The organism is Arthrobacter sp. YD2 (assembly GCF_030410475.1).
Lineage (GTDB): Bacteria > Actinomycetota > Actinomycetes > Actinomycetales > Micrococcaceae > Arthrobacter_B > Arthrobacter_B zhangbolii.
Window position 1 is genome coordinate 208,570 of the sequence record NZ_JAUHHB010000001.1, and the last position, 19,209, is coordinate 227,778.

General features: G+C 62.9%; 19 protein-coding genes. 11 read left to right on the forward strand and 8 right to left on the reverse strand.

Annotation, left to right across the window (positions count from 1 at the left end; genetic code table 11):
* Positions 1 to 54: 54 nt before the first annotated feature.
* The 8 genes from rnpA to QWJ37_RS01120 all read left to right on the forward strand — a co-directional run bounded on the left by rnpA (position 55) and on the right by QWJ37_RS01120 (position 8,459).
* On the forward strand, positions 55 to 420 hold the full coding sequence (rnpA, locus tag QWJ37_RS01085) for a ribonuclease P protein component (protein ID WP_227903120.1): 366 nt from the start codon (positions 55 to 57) through the stop codon (positions 418 to 420).
* 7 nt (positions 421 to 427) lie between these two features.
* Positions 428 to 799, forward strand: coding sequence for a membrane protein insertion efficiency factor YidD (gene yidD / locus QWJ37_RS01090; RefSeq protein WP_227903119.1), 372 nt, complete (start codon positions 428 to 430; stop codon positions 797 to 799).
* A gap of 9 nt (positions 800 to 808) precedes the next feature.
* Positions 809 to 1,771 (forward strand): membrane protein insertase YidC, encoded by a 963-nt coding sequence (gene yidC, locus QWJ37_RS01095; RefSeq protein ID WP_227903118.1) that lies wholly within the window; start codon positions 809 to 811, stop codon positions 1,769 to 1,771.
* Positions 1,768 to 2,313 (forward strand): R3H domain-containing nucleic acid-binding protein, encoded by a 546-nt coding sequence (locus QWJ37_RS01100; RefSeq protein WP_227903117.1) that lies wholly within the window; start codon positions 1,768 to 1,770, stop codon positions 2,311 to 2,313. The genes yidC and QWJ37_RS01100 overlap by 4 nt, the downstream gene beginning before the upstream one ends.
* A 39-nt stretch (positions 2,314 to 2,352) precedes the next feature.
* On the forward strand, positions 2,353 to 2,985 hold the full coding sequence (rsmG, locus tag QWJ37_RS01105) for a 16S rRNA (guanine(527)-N(7))-methyltransferase RsmG (protein ID WP_290243445.1): 633 nt from the start codon (positions 2,353 to 2,355) through the stop codon (positions 2,983 to 2,985).
* Positions 2,986 to 3,439: 454 nt separating this feature from the next.
* Positions 3,440 to 4,327, forward strand: a complete 888-nt coding sequence (locus QWJ37_RS01110; protein ID WP_269436316.1) for a ParA family protein — start codon at positions 3,440 to 3,442, stop codon at positions 4,325 to 4,327.
* 103 nt (positions 4,328 to 4,430) lie between these two features.
* Entirely contained in the window at positions 4,431 to 5,825 is a 1,395-nt protein-coding gene (locus QWJ37_RS01115; RefSeq protein ID WP_290243446.1) for a ParB/RepB/Spo0J family partition protein, read from the forward strand.
* Between the two features lie 2,148 nt (positions 5,826 to 7,973).
* Positions 7,974 to 8,459 carry a hypothetical protein gene (locus QWJ37_RS01120; RefSeq protein ID WP_290243448.1) on the forward strand — a complete coding sequence of 162 codons (486 nt, stop codon included), beginning with the start codon at positions 7,974 to 7,976 and terminating at the stop codon, positions 8,457 to 8,459.
* A gap of 541 nt (positions 8,460 to 9,000) precedes the next feature.
* Here the strand turns inward: QWJ37_RS01120 and QWJ37_RS01125 are convergent.
* The gene (locus tag QWJ37_RS01125; RefSeq protein WP_290243450.1) at positions 9,001 to 9,549 is read right to left on the reverse strand and encodes a hypothetical protein; all 549 of its coding nucleotides are present in this window, start codon (positions 9,547 to 9,549) and stop codon (positions 9,001 to 9,003) included.
* 72 nt (positions 9,550 to 9,621) lie between these two features.
* Between QWJ37_RS01125 and QWJ37_RS01130 the strand changes: the two genes are divergently transcribed.
* Positions 9,622 to 10,074 (forward strand): hypothetical protein, encoded by a 453-nt coding sequence (locus QWJ37_RS01130; protein WP_290243452.1) that lies wholly within the window; start codon positions 9,622 to 9,624, stop codon positions 10,072 to 10,074.
* A 16-nt stretch (positions 10,075 to 10,090) separates the two neighbouring features.
* Positions 10,091 to 10,342 carry a hypothetical protein gene (locus QWJ37_RS01135; protein ID WP_290243454.1) on the forward strand — a complete coding sequence of 84 codons (252 nt, stop codon included), beginning with the start codon at positions 10,091 to 10,093 and terminating at the stop codon, positions 10,340 to 10,342.
* An 8-nt stretch (positions 10,343 to 10,350) separates the two neighbouring features.
* Here QWJ37_RS01135 and QWJ37_RS01140 read toward each other — a convergent pair whose 3' ends face one another.
* Positions 10,351 to 11,406 carry a DMT family transporter gene (locus QWJ37_RS01140; RefSeq protein ID WP_290243456.1) on the reverse strand — a complete coding sequence of 352 codons (1,056 nt, stop codon included), beginning with the start codon at positions 11,404 to 11,406 and terminating at the stop codon, positions 10,351 to 10,353.
* Between the two features lie 72 nt (positions 11,407 to 11,478).
* On the opposite strand from QWJ37_RS01140, the gene QWJ37_RS01145 reads away from it, so the two are divergent.
* The gene (locus QWJ37_RS01145) at positions 11,479 to 12,375 is read left to right on the forward strand and encodes a LysR family transcriptional regulator (protein ID WP_227903110.1); all 897 of its coding nucleotides are present in this window, start codon (positions 11,479 to 11,481) and stop codon (positions 12,373 to 12,375) included.
* A gap of 40 nt (positions 12,376 to 12,415) precedes the next feature.
* On the opposite strand, the gene QWJ37_RS01150 is transcribed toward QWJ37_RS01145, so the two are convergent.
* The 6 genes from QWJ37_RS01150 to QWJ37_RS01175 all read right to left on the reverse strand — a co-directional run bounded on the left by QWJ37_RS01150 (position 12,416) and on the right by QWJ37_RS01175 (position 19,058).
* Positions 12,416 to 13,606 carry a peptidoglycan-binding protein gene (locus QWJ37_RS01150; protein WP_227928134.1) on the reverse strand — a complete coding sequence of 397 codons (1,191 nt, stop codon included), beginning with the start codon at positions 13,604 to 13,606 and terminating at the stop codon, positions 12,416 to 12,418.
* A gap of 12 nt (positions 13,607 to 13,618) precedes the next feature.
* A complete protein-coding gene (gene trxA, locus QWJ37_RS01155) occupies positions 13,619 to 13,945 on the reverse strand; it encodes a thioredoxin (protein WP_227903108.1) in 327 nt (108 codons plus the stop codon).
* 25 nt (positions 13,946 to 13,970) lie between these two features.
* Entirely contained in the window at positions 13,971 to 15,011 is a 1,041-nt protein-coding gene (gene trxB / locus QWJ37_RS01160; RefSeq protein WP_227903107.1) for a thioredoxin-disulfide reductase, read from the reverse strand.
* A gap of 173 nt (positions 15,012 to 15,184) precedes the next feature.
* Positions 15,185 to 16,687, reverse strand: coding sequence for an ABC transporter substrate-binding protein (locus tag QWJ37_RS01165; protein WP_227903106.1), 1,503 nt, complete (start codon positions 16,685 to 16,687; stop codon positions 15,185 to 15,187).
* Positions 16,688 to 16,852: 165 nt separating this feature from the next.
* The gene (locus QWJ37_RS01170) at positions 16,853 to 18,514 is read right to left on the reverse strand and encodes a lipid II flippase MurJ (protein ID WP_227903105.1); all 1,662 of its coding nucleotides are present in this window, start codon (positions 18,512 to 18,514) and stop codon (positions 16,853 to 16,855) included.
* Positions 18,515 to 18,578: 64 nt separating this feature from the next.
* Positions 18,579 to 19,058 carry an NUDIX hydrolase gene (locus QWJ37_RS01175; protein WP_227903254.1) on the reverse strand — a complete coding sequence of 160 codons (480 nt, stop codon included), beginning with the start codon at positions 19,056 to 19,058 and terminating at the stop codon, positions 18,579 to 18,581.
* Between the last annotated feature and the right edge of the window lie 151 nt (positions 19,059 to 19,209).

Here is a 19,209-nt window from a genome sequence, read left to right on the forward strand (position 1 = left end):
AAGTTTGTCGATGCTGCCACTAAGCAGCTCTAGCCCGGATTCCAGGTGGTCTAAATGCTGGCCGTGAGGAATCGGGTAAGGGTATCGGCGGACTTTTCTCGTACTGTACGTTCCGGTGCCCGAAGTGGGCGCCGGAACGTAGTGCTATACGCAGTGGAAACCGGCGATCAGCCGACCCGCTTTGGCTTTATCGTTGCCAAATCCGTTGGGAACGCGGTGACACGCAACCTCGTTAAGAGAAGACTGAGGGAAGCGGCAGCGCAGAGCCTTGCTCTGAACCCAACGGGACTGGACATAGTGGTGCGGGCTCTGCCTCCGTCGGCTTCGGCGTCGTGGGCTGAGCTGAGCGCTGACTACCGCAGTGCCTTGAGTACCTGTACCGCCAAACTTTCGCAGAAACATGCCAGGCAGGGAGGATGAGCCAGCGATGAGGGACTCCGGATCGTATCCGTTGAGGGCCTTGATCGCCGTTGCCCGTTTTCTGTGGAATCTTCCACGGACGGTCCTGATTGGCCTCCTCATCACCTACCGCAGGCTTGTGTCGCCGCTCTACGGCCCGGTCTGCCGATTCTTTCCCTCATGTTCCGCCTATGCCCTCGAAGCAGTCACTGTGCATGGAGCCGTTAAGGGTTCCTGGCTGGCTTTCCGACGGCTGATCCGCTGCCATCCCTGGAACAGCGGCGGCGTGGACCACGTACCTGAGGGACACCGGATTTGGGACACGAAGAAGGTCCCGAGGATCATTGTGCTGAATCACCCCGTGATTCCAGCCGACGAAGACAGCCGCTCGGCGGCCTGAGGAGAGTAAATGGGTTTCTTCGAGACGATACTGTTCCCCTTTAAGTGGGTAGTGTCATGGATCATGTGGATCTTCCACGAGGGGTTTGTATTCCTCGGGATGGATGAAGCATCCGGCTGGACGTGGACGTTGTCCATCATCGGCCTGGTGATTGTGATCCGCGCGGCGCTGATCCCCGTCTTCGTCAAGCAGATCAAGGCTCAGCGAGGCATGCAGTCGCTGCAGCCGGACCTGAAGAAGCTGCAGCAGAAGTACAAGGGCAAGACCGACCAGCTCTCCCGTCAGGCCATGACGCAGGAGCAGATGGCGCTGTACAAGAAGCACGGCACCAACCCGTTTGCGGCCTGCCTGCCCATGCTGATCCAGATGCCGTTCTTCTTTGCCCTGTTCCAGGTGCTGAACGGTGTTTCCAAGGCCAGCGACAACGGCGAACACATTGGCGCCCTGTCTTCTCAGGCCATCCAGCAGTTCGACGAGGCCACCATCCTCGGCGCACCGCTTTCCTCCTCGCTGCTGCACGGCGGCGGCGGTGACGGACAGGTTGCCGTTGTCATCCTCTCCATCGTGATGATTCTGGCCATGACCGCTTCGCAGTTCATTACGCAGAAGCAGATCATGTCCAAGAACATGTCCGAAGAGGCCCTCGCCAGCCCCTTCATGAAGCAGCAGAAGATGATGCTGTACGTACTGCCGATCGTCTTCGGCGTAGGTGGCATCAACTTCCCCATTGGTGTTCTGATCTACTGGACCACCACCAACCTGTGGACCATGGGCCAGCAGTTCTTCGTCATCCGCCGCATGCCGACGCCGGGTTCCCCCGCCGCCAAGGCCATGGCCGAGCGCCGTGCGCGCAAGGGCCTTCCGATGGTTCCCCTGCTCGGAGAGAAGAAGGGCGAAGTCCCCGTCGAGGTTCCGGCGGCAGCCAAAGGCCAGCGCGTTCAGCCCCAGCGGAAGAACAGGAAAAAGAGATGACCCCGGAGCACGTGGATGAGCCTGCAGTGGCTGTCGAAGACGCGGTAGAAGCAGGCCGGGAGCGCCCGGGCCGGCTGGAGGAAGAGGGCGATGTTGCCGCTGACTACCTCGAGGAACTGCTGGACATTGCTGATATCGACGGCGATATCGACATAGAGGTCCGCAACGGCCGGACGTACATTTCCGTGGTCTCCGAGGAAGAAGGCGACACCGCCCTCCAGGCCCTGGTAGGCCGTGACGGAGAAGTGCTCGAAGCACTGCAGGAACTGACGCGGTTGTCTGTACTCACGGCCACCGAAAACCGGTCCCGCCTGGTGCTGGACATCACCGGATACCGTGTGGAACGCGGAGAGCAGCTTCAGTCCATCGCCGAAGATGCCGCCCGGCGTGCCAAGGACTCCGGGGAGGAAATCTCGCTGGCGCCCATGAGCGCCTACGAACGCAAGATTGTCCACGACGCAGTGGCCGAGCTCGGCCTGGTCAGTGAATCCGAAGGTGAAGGCGCAAGCCGCCACATCGTGGTTTCCCTGCCTGCATCCTAGACAATCACCCAGCAGCGCAGACAAGGAATACCAGAGCCAGTGGTCGAATCAACACCCGCCGAACAGGACGCCGCCCGGAAGATTTTCGGCGACCGCCTGGAGCTAGCCGAGCGGTACGTAGAGCACCTGGCTACCTCGGGCATGGAACGCGGATTGCTTGGTCCCCGGGAGGTGCCGCGGCTTTGGAGCCGGCATGTGCTCAACTGTGCAGTGGTGGCTGAACTGATTCCGGCGGGTGCCACAGTTGCCGACGTCGGCAGCGGCGCCGGGCTGCCGGGCCTATGTTTGGCGATTGCACGTCCCGACATCTCCATGACCCTGATCGAGCCCCTGGAACGCCGGGTGATCTGGCTGAACGAAGTGGTGGAAGATCTCGGCTTGGATAACGTACGTATCCTGCGGGGAAGGGCGGAGCAGGTAGTGGACGACGTCGATGTGGACGTTGCCACCGCACGTGCTGTCTCCGCACTGGGCGGGCTGGCCGGGCTCACCATCCCTCTGCTGCACGGCAAGGGACAGGTCCTGGCGATAAAGGGCCGCAGCGCGGAAGAGGAAGTGCAGAAGGCAGCCAAGGCCATCCGGAAGCTGGGCGGCCGGGAAACCGCCGTCGTTACGGCCGGCAGCGATCTGCTGGAAGAACCCACTACTGTGGTGCGCATCACAGTAGGCTGACCTGCCCGCGCGCGGGTCTTTGCACACACCGGTGCTGATCCCTGCTATTGGGCGGGGAGCAGATAGTCTAGATGGACTAATGCCTTAACGCTTTATGTTGGAAAGTGAGCAAGACCCGGTGAGTGTGCGCGATTCTGCCGCAAAACGAATTCCCCCTTTCGCCGCACTCGGTTCGGCCTTCTCATTTGGCAGGAAGCAACCCCAGGTGATTGCTAAGCAGGATGTTCCGGTTTCCACCGGATCCAGCCCGGCGGTCAGCGAACAGGAAATACCCGCTCCTGAGGTTGTCGAGCAGGAAGTACCGGCTGTTGTTGTTTCACGTGAAACCGAAAGACTCGAACCGCGACAGCCCGCCCAAACTGAAAGCAGTGCCGAACTCGTGCCGGCGCCCCAAGCTATCGAAGGTGGTGTATCCGAGGAAGACGCCCTGGCGGTGTCATCGTCGGTAGACGTTATGGACTTGATGGACGAGAGCACCCCGCTGGCACGTGAACTGGCCAGCGAAAGCAGGCGCCGGGAAAAACTGCGCGGACGGGTACTGCCGCGCCCTGCCCAGACCAGGATCATGACCGTCAGCAACCAGAAGGGCGGCGTGGGTAAAACCACAACCACGGTGAACCTTGCCGCCGCCCTGGCGACGGCCGGCCAGAATGTGCTGGTGATCGATATCGATCCGCAGGGCAACGCATCAACCGCACTCGGCATCGACCACCGTGCCGACGTGGAGAGCATCTACGATGTTCTGATCAACGACCTCCCCCTGGCGAATGTCGTTGCGCCCTGCCCGGACATCAATAACCTCATTTGTGCACCCGCCACCATTCACCTGGCTGGTGCCGAAATCGAGTTGGTTTCACTGGTGGCCCGCGAACAGCGCCTCCGCCGGGCCATCGATGTGTACGCCGCAGAGCGGGAAAAGCAGGGCCTTGAGCGGCTGGACTACATCTTCATTGACTGCCCGCCCAGCCTCGGACTGCTGACCGTCAACGCATTTGTTGCCGCCCGCGAGGTGCTGATCCCTATCCAGTGCGAGTACTACGCATTGGAAGGCCTTAGCCAGCTGCTGAAGAACATTGAAATGATCCAGAAGCACCTCAACGCCGATCTGGTTGTTTCCACGATCCTGCTGACCATGTACGACGGCAGGACGAACCTCGCCGCCCAGGTGGCGGCGGAAGTCCGTGAGCATTTCCCGGAGCAGGTACTCGGCGCCGTGGTTCCGCGCTCCGTGCGGATCTCGGAAGCCCCCAGCTATCAGCAGACGGTGATGACTTACGACCCGTCGTCCAGCGGTGCGCTGTCCTACCTCGAAGCCGCAGCCGAAATCGCCCAGCGCGCCTAGAGACACCCCGGCCCGGTTCACCGGACAACGTCCAACCGCGGCTTAGAATACTCTCACAATCAATCCGTGCCGCTTGTAGTGTGCATAAGGGAAGGACTTACCCATGGCCGAAAAGCGTCGTGGTTTAGGCCGCGGTCTGGGAGCTTTGATTCCTAGCAGCGCGGAGCCCGAAGAATCATCGAATACCGGGCTGTCCCCCTCGGGCAGTGGACGACCCGTGGATCTGTTTTTTGCGGCCGCGGATGATTCCCGTAACCAGGTCGGGGGTGCGGGGCCCCGGCGCGGTGCCGGGATTAACAAAGAGGCACTTCGCGGACCTTCGAAGCGAACCACTACACGCGGTTCGGTGGCCAAGTCAGCGGCGGAGGCAGTATTTGAGGAGACTCCCGACACCGCGTCCGGGAACGCCAAGGCTGTGGGTTCCACCCCTGGCAAGTCGACGCGGAAGGCCGCTACGCGCCCCGCAGAGGCCCGGGAGGGCTCCGGTAGTACAAAGAGTGCGGCAACTGCAAACAAGTCCACTGCAAAGGCTGATAGGTCCGCCAAGCAGCCGGTAAGGCGGGCGGCCGGCACGGCCGACCCGGCTGACTCGGGTCTGGAGCCGGCAAGCAGTGATGTTTCCCGTGAAACATCTACCGGCGTTGCCGAGTCAGCCCAGTTGCCCGAAGGTTTGGTGCAGGTCCCCGGCGCCACGTTCGCGGAACTTCCTATTGATTCCATTCATCCGAACCGCAAGCAGCCCAGGTCTGTCTTTGATGAAGACGACATGGCCGAGCTGGTGCATTCCATTCGTGAAATTGGCGTTCTCCAGCCGATTGTGGTGCGTCCGTCTGCTGAAGGCGACCCGGATCACCCCTACGAACTGGTTATGGGTGAGCGCCGGTGGCGTGCCACCCGAGAGGCGGGATTGGAGTTTGTTCCGGCAATCATCCGTTCCACGCAGGACGTTGATCTTCTGCGTGACGCACTCCTGGAGAACCTGCACCGCAGCCAGCTGAATCCTCTCGAAGAGGCGGCCGCCTATCAGCAGTTGCTGGACGACTTTGAATGCTCCCACGAAGAGCTTGCGGACCGCATCGGCAGGTCCAGGCCGCAGGTAACCAACACTCTGCGGTTGATGAAGCTTCCTCCGCTGGTGCAGCGGCGACTCGCGGCAGGTGTGCTCTCCGCAGGTCACGCCCGTACGCTGCTTGGGCTCGGCGATCCTGCTGAGATGGAGAAACTGGCTCAGCGGATCGTCGCCGAGGGGTTGTCTGTCCGTGCGACTGAGGAGATAGTGTCGCTCGGAGATGGATTAAAGAAGCCAGCGAAGAATGCGAAGCCGAAGCTGGGTGCCCGCCACGAACGCCTGGACTACCTTGCCACCTCGCTTTCAGACCGGCTCGACACGAACGTAAAGATCACGCTCGGCGCCCGGAAGGGTAAGGTCAGCATTGAATTCGCCAGTGTTGATGATCTGAATCGCATTATGGGAGTACTGACGCCACCGAATTCGTAGCTTCCGCTGGTTCGCGTATCGTAATGGCCACCGTTTCACGTGAAACGGTGGCCATTATGTTTTGGGCATGTGGCAGAGCATGCAGCTTGAAGGGGGCTTGCCGTCGGTACTGGTTGATTCGGTAGCTGGCAGGTCGGGTTCTCCGATTCGACTCGGTACAAAACCGGCAGGCACGGTATTCCGGATTCGCCGCTCAGCGGCGGTACCGCTGGTGCCGGCGCAGACACGTTTCACGTGAACCCCTCGTAGGGGCCGCAATTTAATGGTGCTCTGTCCGTGCTCCTCAGGAACCTAATGGCTCTTTCATCCCTGCTGGGACCGGCTATGCCGGACTGGCGACACGACACAACGTACCTCACGTCTTGGTGGCAGGGTCGAAACACGCCGATCTGTCAGTAATAGCAGCCACGGACTCGGAGACTAAGAACCCGTCCTGGTCCGCTGTTGAGTGATCTTGCCCGACGTACCTAAGGGTTCCGGCGAGTCGGTCGAGTGACGGATGTGTGTCGATCATTCGATTTAGGCGATGCTCCAGCTGAAGGTCGCTCTACAGATAGCACGGGACAAGAGCTAGGCAGATATGGTTTCACGTGAAACTACAGTCTGGTGCAGAAGACACTTGCGAGTCAGGAGTAGCCTCAATCGCTGCTAACGGTGAGGACGTCCATCCATCATGGGGCTCGGCTTGCCGCTACTGCCTATCGTTTTCGGTAACGCCTGCGATACTCAAATAGGTAGAGCGACATCCGTTGAACTCTCGCGTGCATTTGTGACGTCGGCCTTACCAATACCCGGAGCTGGGCGGCGGCCTGTCAGTCTGGCAAGTTCTATCTACTCTGCCGTTCCGGTGATCGCCCGGCAGGGGTGCGCGCCAGGGCCGTACTTCAGGGACGCGGGCCAGGGACGCACGTCAGGAACGTGTGCGCCACGCAGGGTGCTTCCAGCCCACCTTGAAAGCCGCACCCCCGACCGGCTGCGCTCGGTAGCGCTGGTCCGCTGGAGCACTGAGGACGTAGAAGGCGGGCTCACGCGGCCGCGCAGAAGCTTGTTCCACGTGAAACAACCAAGGAGCATCCACACGCGATGACCGAAAGCCGGGATGCGGCGTCTGTTAGTCGTTCAGGTGCCGGCACGAGCGCGCACGTCGCAGCTGGAGGTACGGACGGTTACGCAGCGGTCGCGAGCAAAGCTACCGGCGATCCGGTGATGTGGATTCCCCCTTGAAACGCCCAAAATAACCCGTGTCTGCCCGTATTGAATCGCCGTGAGCCCCTACCGGTCTCCACGGTCCGCTCTCCATAGCCTGTACCTTTAGACCGAAAGTGTTGCGAGGTAATCACGAATCCGCTGGTCTGCCGGGTAGAGAATCGGGACCGCTCGTGCGCGGGTGCAACCCTGGAGCGGGAGTGCCAGGGTTGTTCCCGGTTCCAAATAGTGGTGTTAGTTGACTGTCTTGGGCCTTGCTCTGCGGTCCAAGGGGTCGGGCTGGTAAGGCTCGCGACTGTTTCACGTGGAACACCTTCCGGAACCGGGCTTGAGGGCGTACATCGGGGGACGAGGCTAAGGCCCTTCCCAAGAGCCAGTGTGTGTAGAGGATGTCGTCTGCGGAATTGGGATCCTATGGTTCCAGCTCATCTGCCCTGAGGGCTGGCCTGGCATGTGGGGCCCACGAATGCTGCTGCTTCTCTTCACACGCTCGGACGCCCCGTTCGGACTAGGCCAAAGCAGTGGGCCACTGGGGAGCGCTGGTTTCACGTGAAACGACATGCCACGACTCCTGCCAAGCGGAGTATTGGCGTGTCACAGCCCGAGTACATCCCGTGAGTAGCCGCGGCCGCAGGTCGCCATTCGCGGCCCGGTTGCCCTTGCGTGCGAGGGCAACCGATGATCGAGCAAACGCTCCTATCGGAAATACTGCTCCACAGCGTCCCTATCGACAGGCGACGCAAATGACTGCACCCGGTCTTGCGTTTGCTTCATGCTCGGTACAGACGGACTATCACTCTCACCTCTTGGGGAACGTTGCAGGCAGAGAGCTCACCCCCGCCGCGTGTGCTGGAAATGTAAGCCTGCAATCCGGTAGGACTTCTCGGAGCATCAGGTCCGGTCACTGCACCAAATGTGTGGGTGCGGCAGTACGCTTTTGTCATGACAGCCACGGATTCTGGGCACCCGGTGACTCTGCGACTGTTTCCGGACTATGCAGGAACGGTGCTTTGGATGAGCGGCCCCGTGGACTACGAGGCCTCCGGACTGACGTCGGGACTCATCCGTGCTCTCAGGTCATGGGAAGAGTCCTACTACCGGTCGTTGACCCCGGACTTGCAGTGGGTGTCTGCGGAAGCAGCCAAACGGTTCACTACTAACGGCGTACAGCTGGCAAGGTGTTTGGCGGACGAGCTCGGCGAGGATTACCAGATCGAGTTCACCACGTACGAAAAGGGCGGGGCGCCTGCCGGCGTATTCCGCTCATCCGGGCCTGCGCGCAACGCTGATGCGGTTGCCAGGTTCAATGCCTTAGTGATCGCACTGCAGGCACAGGAGGACGAGGGTAACCAAGCCCAGGCCGACCGGCAGCGGGGGAAGAGGTGGTACGCATGGGCTCCGCTGTCGGGAAACTTCTTCAGGCGCTGACGCTGCAGGTAACGGCCCGGTCATGACTGCGACCATGCAGCATTAGAGCTCGCAGCAAGCAAGCTACCTGCCAACGCCGAAGACCTCCGCCGTTCAGGCATCAAGCCATCGGTGCTGCACTTCCCATGCGGCAGCTGCGGCTACACCGAATCCGTCATTACGCAGGAATGTGCGCGGATGTGCGCGGATGTGGGCGGAGCGGGCAACGGCGACAATGCCGCTGGAGTTATCACACTGCCCCTCGCTGTCGCCGGGGTTGAAAGGACCCAGTGAGTCCCACTGCCTGATCGCTGACTGCTGACACTGCGTAGACGTTCCACCGTACCGAAGCGTCCGACGCCGGTCGTCCGGCCTCCCACGAAAGAATGGGAACCGGGTCTTGAATCGGCTGTCTTCCGCCGGAGCGGCTCCGCTGCTCTCCGTGCCGAGGAGAACTGGACCCACCCCGGCCGTAATTCTGTTGGCGATCTACATCGCGCATTCCGTTGCCCGGGGAATCTATCTCGGCGCCCGGGCACCGACCGGCGTTGAACGGCCCCACTCAATACCCGGGGTGCCCGGAATGCCCGGGCCGTTGTGCGATGAGCCGCTGGAAATCTGCCGTACGCCCCTCGTGGGAAACCGCGGCCTGCACAGCCGGAGCCAGATTTAGGTGTGCATACAACTCGACAACGGCTTCCTGAACCAGCCAGACGGCAGACCGATTGCCGTGTGGGTCAGTACGCTCATCGAGAGCCGGGCCGAACACATCAACAAGGCCCGCCCGAATCGCGTCATAGCCGGCATCGACATTCCCGGGCGGGGAATCCGCATAGGCAAACAGGGTGAGGGTAAAGAGCTCAGCATTCAACGCGGACCAGGAAGCGTTTGATACTGCCACACCTGGCACGAAAAACTCTCCTCGGGCCACACCTGGCGGGCAGCCTTCGTCCGGTTCCCGTGACGGACCTGAAACGCAGCCGAGCCGGGCGAAGTAACCGGCCAAATCCTCCAATCCTGAAGGCCACCGCTCACTCACCATCCGCTTTATCAACCCGATGATCACGGAAGGGGATGGGACAGGGTAACCACTGGCCACAGGTGCACTCATGGCTGAACAGTACCCCGCATCCGGGGCCCGGTGGGGAACAATGAACGCAGTGCACAAAAGGAGGAACGAGGAGTGAAGAAATTCTATGTGGCGTCGGGCATCAGCAATATCGTCAACGTCCGGTACGTGGCCCAGGCCTTGGAAAGCCAAGGTTACGTCAATACCTATGACTGGACCCGGAACGCGACCGAGCGCGATGGGGGCACAGTCAGCCCTGGCGATCTGTGCTCCATCGGTGAGCATGAAAGAGATGCAGTAATAGGTGCAGACATCGTTGTAATCCTCCTTCCAGGCGGGAAGGGCACACATGTTGAGCTTGGCATTGCGATCGCGCAGCGCAGCAGGATCATTCTGTATTCCCCGACCAAAAGCATCTGGAACCCCGGGACCACCAGTACGTTCTACCACCTCGCTGAAGTGGAAAAGTGCCACGGAACTCTGGACGACCTCCTCACCATGATCCTCACAGAGCCGCACGCTATGGCGCCCGGAGTACCCTCGGTGGATACGACCAGAACTGATTGACCCGAGGGACCAAACCATGCAAGAGGATGCTCCGTCCTACCGGGTGTATTGCTGGCCAGGCAGCCGGGCTAAGGAAGAGTGGGAGCTTTCAGGGGCTGACCTGTATGAGGTGCTCGAATGGATACGTTCCACGGCCCGCGGCCGGTCCTACAGCCTGTGGGCCACAACCCGGCCGCCCGGCAACGTTTGCCTGGTTCGCCTGCAGGGGATCGATCCGGATGCGGATGCCGGGTCCTGGCCGGCCTGGGCAGGGCAGACCTCCGGTTAGCAGCACGCTCAGGGATCCCTCAGCGGCCGCGGTTGCGCTGAGAGGGTATCCGGCAGGGCCCCGCTGCCGGAGGCCTGCGGGGCTGCTGCTTCAGGTATCCCGCCGGAGACAGGGTGGCGCGAGGAACGGTGCCGTGCTTCCGCCCTCAGACCGATGTACGTGCCGATGATGATGAGCGCGGCCCCAATGAAGCCCAGCACAGCGAGGGTTTCCTGTCCGATGGTGATTCCAATGAGGACAGCCCAAATGGGCTCGGTTCCCATAAGGAGGCTGGCCCGGGAGCCTGACGTCTGTTGGATGGCCCACGTCTGGACCAGAAAAGCGAAAACGCTGCATGCCAGGCCGAGGTAGAGCACCCCGCCCCATTCATGTAGGTCGAAGCCCTGGACGGCCCGGAGCACGCCCCGGTAATCCGCGAGCGTGTAGAGCACGGCGCAGACGGCACTTTGAACCACTGTCAGATTCAGCGCACTGTACCCGCCGCCCCTGGTCAGGGCGGAGACGGCGGTGACGTGGATGGAGCGTACGGCGGCGGCAGCGAGCATGAGCATGTCCCCGGGGCCGGGCGCCACAAAGCCGTTGCCGGAGACGAGCAGGCACACCCCTGTGACTGCGACAATGCCGGCGACGAATACCGTGCGGGGCAGCTTCACCCGGAAGGCAATGCTCTCGGTAACCGGAGTGAAAACGATGACGAGGCTGATGATCAGCCCGGCGTTCGTAGCGCTGGTGCCGGCAATCCCGTGCGTCTCAAGGATGAGCACTGCTGCCTGGGTCAAACCCAGTACGACGCCGACAATAAGTTCGCGGCGCGTCGTCCGGCGGCGCTGCCAGATCAGCCAGATCATCGACAGCGCCAGGGACGTGATCAGGAAACGCAGCGAGAGGATGACACTGACCCCCACGGTGCCGGTGAGGTTTTTGGCAGCCAGATAGCTGCTGCCCCACAAGATGGCGACCAGGAGCAGCAACAGGTCCACCTTGCGGTCAGCAAAAAGTGAGGCAACCCGGCGTTGTTGTCCGCCGGGCGTTTTGATCGCTGAAATTCCTGGTGAGAAAGGCACCCTTCGAGTCTGGGGGAGACCGATTCGTAAGACTAGAGGGCAACTTCTGAAAGATAGGTTTAGCCTTTGCTTATGGATCTTCATCAGCTGCAACTTCTCCGCGAGCTGGGCGAGCGGGGCAGCCTCGCCGCCGTCGCCCGCGCGTCCCATGTCTCCGCGTCGGCCGTCTCCCAGCAGCTCAGCGCGTTGCAGCGTCGCGCGGAGGTTCCCCTGACCGAACGCAGGGGACGCAACCTCGTCCTCACCGAGGCCGGTGAGGCACTGGCGCGTGCGGCCGTGGACATCAGTATTGCGATGAGCACCGCCGAACAGGCAGTAGCGGGTTACCTGCAGAACCCCCGTGGGACGGTCCGGATCTCCGCCTTCAACAGTGCCGGCCTTACCTTCTTCGGCCCCCTGCTCCACGCCCTGTCCGCAGAAGGAAGCCCGCGGCTGATCTGCCATGACCGCGACGTGGGGCAGGAAAGCTTCCCGGCCCTGGCTGCCGACTTCGATCTGGTGATCGCGCACCGCCTCGAGCACACCAGTCCCTGGCCCGAATCGATCAGTGTCCTTCCGCTTCTGCGGGAACCCCTGGATGTCGCCATGGCGGACAGTCACCGGCTTGCCGGGGCACCGAGCGTCAGTGTCAGTGACCTGGCCGATGAGGACTGGGTGTCAGTCCAGGACGGATTTCCCCTCATGCCGGCGTTGGAGGCTATTGCCGTTCACGCGCGGCAACCGCTCAACATCACGCACCGGATCAATGAATTCTTCATCGCGGCCGCAATCGTGGCGGCGGGTTCCGCCATTGCGCTGATGCCCCGCCACACGGCATCCCCGCGGCAAGGAAGCGGTGTGGTGCTCAAACCGATCCATGACCTGCCCCTGGCCAGGCACGTGGACATCCTCTGCAGGCCCGAGGCCCTCCACCGGACGGCTGTCCGGCAGGTAGTCGATGCGCTGAGGCAGATAGCGGTCTCTGCCTAGGAGTGCGCGCCTGCAGCCGGCTGAAACGCGAGGAGAGGGATCAGAGGCCGGAAACCCGCCGGGAATCGGCGTCTTCCATGGGGTTGAACTTGAGCACGTCATCGAGGGCCAGGGTGCCCGTGGGCTGGTCCTCTTCCTCCAGCAGGTACAGCCGCTGGATACCAATGACAATGGAATCGGCCACCGTCTGCCGGAACACCGGATCGGCGAGGCGCTCGGCGTCGTGCGCGTTGCTCAGGTAGCCCAGATCCAGTCCCACGGACGGAACACCGGGGACCTTCAGGGTGTCCCAGGTCCGCGCATGGACCCCGAGGCTGTCCATGTCGGTGCGGGCGCTAAGTTCCTTCATCAGCAGTACGGCGGCGCGGTGCCCGATGGGGGAGCGAGCCTCGCCCGTGCCCGGCAGGCCCCAGTAGTAGGCGGCAATGCCGGAGGCGGGCTGCTGGTCCAGCCAGTCGCAGTGGATATCCAGGTTAAGGCTGGGCACACCTGACCGGGCTCCGGGGGAGTCGGATGCCACTTCGGACACGGGTGGAACCAGCCGGGCGCCGAACTCCCTGAGAATGCGTCCCACCCGGCCGGCTATGTCAGTGGTGACGAGCTGCTCGGTAAGCGGTTCCCCGCTGAGGCGTTCGGCGGTGTGCGGGGAGGCCAGCGCGGAGCGGCCAATGTTCACGGATATGAGCCTGCCGCGCAGGGCAGCGGTGGAGCGGTCGAGCCGCTCGTAGTCGCGCAGGGCAAACGCCTGGCTGGGCGAAATGGCTCGGTTGACCCGGGACATGGCGGTCATGGTGTCGCCGTCGCAGACGCCGCTGCCGGGCAGGCCCAGGTTGTGCTGCAGTTCGGCAACGGCATAGCGGGTGCGTACACCGAAACTGCCGTCGATATGCCCGTAGTAGAACCCCAGGTGCGAAAGGTGGCGCTGCAGCTCAGCGACGTCGTCGCCCCGCAGCGGGGAACCCTCAATGTGGCTCAGGGTACGGTCCCCGAACTTGAACTGTGCTTCCTGCAGCGCCCGCTGGGTGTCCGGGCCCGCTACGCCGTCCACAATGAGGCCGCGGCTCTGTTGGAAGGCTCGGACGGCGGCATCCACGTGGTCATCGAAAATCGTGGGGTCGTTAACGGAATCCGGTGCCAGATAGGACAGGGTGACGCCGGCGCGCAGCAACGCTTCACGAAGCGTCACTACGCGCCGGCTGGCATCCAGCCTCCGCAGGCTATCGCCGTGCATGGTTCTTGGTCTTTACTTCAGGAAGGCCGCGAATTCCTGCTCCAGGACCTGCTTGGGCTTCGCGCCGATGGACGTTGCAGCCACTTCACCGCCCTGGAAGACGTAAACGGCGGGAATGGAGGTGATGCCGTACTGGGCGGCGATGGCGGGATTGTCATCCACGTTCACCTTCACCACATCCACCTTCTCGCTGTACTGGGCGGCAATGTCATCGAGGATGGGGGACAGCATGCGGCACGGACCGCACCATTCGGCCCAGAAGTCCACGATGACCGGCTTGTCCGCCTGCAGGACGTCGGTACCGAAAGAAGCGTCGGTTACTGCTTTTGCACTGCTCATTTTGCTCTCCTTACGAGGAACGGGACTAAAGGGCTGCGTGTTCGGAAACGGCCTCGGCCGGCGGGGTGGGAACCTCCGCAGCCGTGGGCACGGAGTCGCCGAGGTCGGCAAGGTAGTGTTCGACGTCGACGGCGGCCACGCAGCCGGAGCCGGAGGCGGTGATGGCCTGACGGTACGTGGGATCGATGACGTCGCCGGCGGCGAAGACGCCCGGCAGCGAGGTCTTGGACGTGCGGCCGAGGACGGCAATGGTGCCCTCTTCGGTGAGTTCAAGCTGGCCGCGGACGAGGTCCACGCGGGGATCGTTGCCGATGGCCACGAACACGCCGGTGACGTTCAGTTCGGACTCCGTGCCGTCCTTGGTGCTCCGCAGGGTCAGGCCGGTGACCTTGTCCTCGCCGTGGATGGCGGCCACTTCCGAATCCCAGGCGAACCGGATCTTTTCGTGCGCCAGGGCACGGTCCTGCATGATCTTGGAGGCACGCAGGCTGTCACGGCGGTGCACCACGGTCACCGACGCAGCGAACTTGGTGAGGAAGAGGGCTTCTTCGAGGGCTGAGTCGCCGCCGCCGATGACGGCGATGTCCTGTCCCTTGAAGAAGAAGCCGTCGCAGGTGGCACACCAGCTGACGCCGCGGCCGGAGAGCCGCTTCTCATCAGCCAGGCCCAGTTCGCGGTACGCGGAGCCGGTGGAGATGATGACGGCGCGCGCCTCGAAGGTCTCACCGGTACCGATGGTTACCCGCTTGATATCCCCCTCAAGCTCAACATTCGTGACGTCTTCAAAGAGGATTTCCGTACCGAAGCGGGCTGCCTGCTTCTCGAAATTGGCCATCAGGTCCGGGCCCATGATGCCCTCGGGGAAACCGGGGAAGTTCTCCACATCCGTGGTGTTCATCAGCTCGCCACCGGCGGTCACCGAACCCGCGATCACCAGCGGTTTGAGGTTGGCGCGGGCCGTGTAGATGGCAGCGGTGTAACCGGAGGGTCCGGAACCGACAATGATGACGTCCCGGACGTTGCCGGCAGCAGAGCCGTCAGTGGCGACGGAGTTTGCGGTGCTCACTGGGCGGTGAACCTCTTCCTTGTTGAACTTTGCGGACGGGGTCCCTTGCGGGACCGCTCCATATGGATCACCCGGCACAACCACTGCCGGGTCCAGCTTATTCCGGCAGTGGTGCCGGGGACATGCTCAGGCCCTGCTCCCGGACTGCCGGAGAGCAGGTTTGGCCATGCGGGTCAGGACACGCCGATTTCGGCGATCCGCAGGCCCCAGGGGTAGGCGGCCTGGACGCCGTTGAGCCGGGGCAGCTGAGTGAAGTTGACGATGACGTAGCGCGCCGTGGCGGCGGTTCCGTCAGCTTCAGGCACCGGGATGCTGGTGGTGGGACCGGTGAAGCCCGTCTGGGCTACCGTCCGCGCACCTTCGAGGTCCGGTGTGTCATTAAGCATCACCGAGAAGCTTCCGCCGGTGCCGTTGAGCTGGGTGATCTTCACCTCGTTCACCGCGGATTCAGTGCCCAGATCCACTACCAGTGCCAGGCTCGGGGCGAGCCCGCCGAAGGTATCGCTGGCGTAGACGTAGCTGGACCAGTAGGAGGACGGGTTGCCGTCAACGATCTGGGGCAGGGCACCGTCATTGGCCGAGTCCAGCAGCTCATTGCCGGGGACCAGCCGGGTGATGCCGGCGATCTCCGGGGCAGCGGCGGGCGCTGCCTCGCTTTCCGCCGGGGCAGGTGCCTCGGAAGGAGGTGCGGTGGTGGCGGATCCGGCTTCCGGAGTGGAGCTGAAGAGCTCACCCATTTTTCCGAGCTGGCTGACGGCCAGGACCACGGCCAGCACCAGGACCAGGCTCAGGATGGCGCCGATCAGCACGCGGCCGGACTTGCGGTTGTCCTTCCGGTCCTCGCTGCCGTCGCCGTCGTCGTCCGCATAGCCGGTATCGCCGTCGTCGGTGTCGGTTGAACCGTACTCATAATCGGAGTCGTAGTTGCCCGCGGCCAGGGCGGACTTCGGGAAGTTCGAGGCGGAACGGACGCCGGGCGCAGCGGCCGGAGCCTCTACGGGCTCCTCGTCCTCCCACTTGGTGACCTTGGGTGTGCGCGCCGTGTAAGCGCCCGGCCGGCTGGTGGGGGGAGGGGGAACATTTGCGCCGCCGGTGGCTGCCTCGGCAGGTGCGTCTTCGGCTTCGCCGAATTCGAGGTCACGCTGGGCGGCAGCGGATTCGGCACCCCCGAGAGCGCCCCCCGCTGCGCCGCTGCGGCCGAAGCGGGGCAGCTTGGGCATGTGCCCGCCGCTGATCAGGGGTTTACGGGGTGCCTTTTCCTCCACATAACGGTCATCCTCGACCGTCTCCGGTTCGCGGGAGCGGGGCATGCCAAAGATTTCCGAGCCCAGGGTGTCGGTAAAGAACGGTTCAACATAGGGGGCTTCGTTGCGCTCGATGACCAGGTCCAGCAGATCAGCGGCGTTGGCGTTGTTGGTGACGAGGTACGTGCGGCCGTCACTGACACCGAGATCCAGGACCTGGACATTGCCGTGGCGCTCACCCGTGGCAATTTCGCGGGCGCTGGCCGAGACCTGGCTGGCGTTAACGGGGGCAGCCACAAGGATGCTGACGGAACGGTTGAGGACCTGGTCCACACCATCGAGTACGAGGTCCTGCTCCGCTGAGGCCAGCACCTGCGCGGTCACTTTGTACCGTCCGCCCAGCACTGAACCGACGTCTACCGACTGTGGCACGTGTTCCTCCCATGAAAACGGCAATAAGACTGCGTCAGCCGAGCTGACAACTGCGTATATGGATGTTCGTTCACGGACACGGTACGCGGCAGTCTGCCGCAGCCCTGAACTGCCTGCTTTGTTCCCATGCTACCCGCGTCCGCGCCGAATGCCGGCGTCGGCACTTTAGGCAGTCCGCCGGATTTTGGCAAGGACCGGTTTGAGGAAAGCATCCAGTTCGGTGACCTTCAGCCAGCGCAGCATCAGGTAGTACGTTCCGGCCATCAGCACCCCGCAGACCAGCATGACCACAGTGGCCGCGCCCAGTGACTGCCACGCGAAACCGTCCACAGCATAACCGCCCATCATCCGCAGCGCCGCCGATCCGACGGCGGCGGCACCGAGGGCGGCGACGACCAGCCGGACGTGGACATCAAAGACCCGGGCCGCACCATAGTTGCCCAGGCGGCGGGTAAGGAAGATGTGGCTGACGACGACGGCGGCAATATTGCCCAGCGAGTACGCCACGGCGAGGGCGAAGATGATCGTGTCCGCGGGCAGGCTGGCAGCGGCCAGCGCGAGGGCCACACCGAACGCCGAGAGGATGACCTGCATGATCAGCGGGGTTTTTGCATCCTCATTGGCGTAGAACGCACGGTTCATCAGGAACGTCGCACTGAGGAAGGGGGCAGTGCAGGCCAGGAGGACGAGGACCTGTGCCTGCAGTGTTGCCGAAACATTCGAGCCGCCGCTGAACCAGATGCTGATGGGCCCGGCGAGGACTATCAGCACCGCGGAGCAGAAAACGGTGGCCACACCGATGGCCCGCAGGCCCTGCGAAAGGGTGGCCCGGACGCCGTCGTAGTCCTTCTCCGCGTAGGCATGGGACATGGTGTTGAACAGCACCGTCGCCAGCGAAAGGGTGATGACCGAATGCGGAATGATGTACAGCATTGAGGCCGTCTCGAGGTTCAGGTGCCCGGCAATCTCCTGTCCCATGGCCTGGTATTCAGGCCGGGCGGAGGAGGCGATGGTCGCCACCTTGGTGTAGACCAGATAGGCGCCGTTGCCGATCAGCATGGTGAGGATGGTCCACTTGGCCACCTTGCCGGTCTGGCGCAGCCCCACCCCGCGCAGGCCGAAGGACGGACGCAGCCCGAGCCGGAGCCGGCGCAGCGGGATCAGCAGTACTACGGCCTGCAGCACGATGCCCAGGGTGGTGCTTCCGGCCAGCAGGATGGTTGCCTGGCTGGTCCAGGTTTCCGGGGAGAAAGAGGAGGTCTCTTCGCGGCCGATGAAGGTAATGAAGATGAGCAGTCCGGCGATGGCAACAATGTTGTTTACGACGGGAGCCCACATATAGGCGCCGAACCGGCCGTTGGCATTGAGGATCTGTCCGATGACGGCGTAGGCGCCGTAGAAGAAGATCTGCGGGAAGAGCCAGTAGGCGAAGGTGGTGGCCAGCGGCAGCTGGGCCGGGTTCAGCGCCGTGACCAGGGGAAGGATCAGTGGCGCCGCCAGCGTGGCGAGGGCGGCAATGCAGCCCAGCACCAGCAGGCAGAGCGTGAGTATCCGGGATACGTACTCGGATCCGCGGTCCGGGCGTTTGCTGGCCCTGATGATCTGCGGAACCAGCACCGCGTTGAACACACCGCCGGCCACCATCAGGTAGATGAAGTTCGGCAGCACGTTCGCTGAACTGAAGATGTCGGTGACCAGCCCGGTATTGCCAATGGCGATTGCCAGCAGGGCAGTGCGGACCAGTCCCAGGACTCGGGATACCAGTGTCCCCGCAGCCATGACCGCGCTGGAACGCGCAGTACTGGGGGCTATATTCTTTTCGGCCATCGTGACCCTATGTTCTCACTTCCGGTCCGGATTGCCTTAACCGGCCCGCCCGAACCGGCGGGGTTCAGAGGTGGCGGGGCAGGATCTCCCGGGCGAGGTCCGCGATGCGGCGCTCATTGGGGAAGGAAAGCCTGCGGCCCAGTTCCGCCAGCGGAACCCAGGCAACGTCCACGGCTTCATGGTCCGGATCGTTTTCGATGGTCAGGTGTCCGCCGCAGGCCTCAAGGAGGTAGTGGTGCACGGTCTTGTGCACCCGGTGCCCGCTGACGGTGAACCAGTAGTCAATGCTGCCCAGTGCAGCAAGGATCCGGCCATCGATGCCGGTTTCCTCGGCGATTTCCCGGATGGCAGCCGCCGGGTTGTCCTCATCGTTTTCGGGATGTCCCTTGGGCAGGCACCACTCCAGCCGTCCGCCGCGGTTCAGCCGGGCAATGATGGCCACGGGCAGCTGTTCATCGGCGGTGTCCACCACGATGCCGCCGGCGGAGACCTCTTCGACCGTGGGCAGGGGAGCATGTACCGAATGCGCACCGAGGCCACCCATTGACGCAGTCAATGGGGTCCGCTTGGGGGCGCTCGGTACGGGATGGGCCATACTCCCACTGTAACGATCTTTCCCCGGGGATGATGACTGTTGGGCAGGCTGCCGGAGAGGAAGCGGGAACCCTCGGCGTGTCCGCCCGGGAACCCGGTGC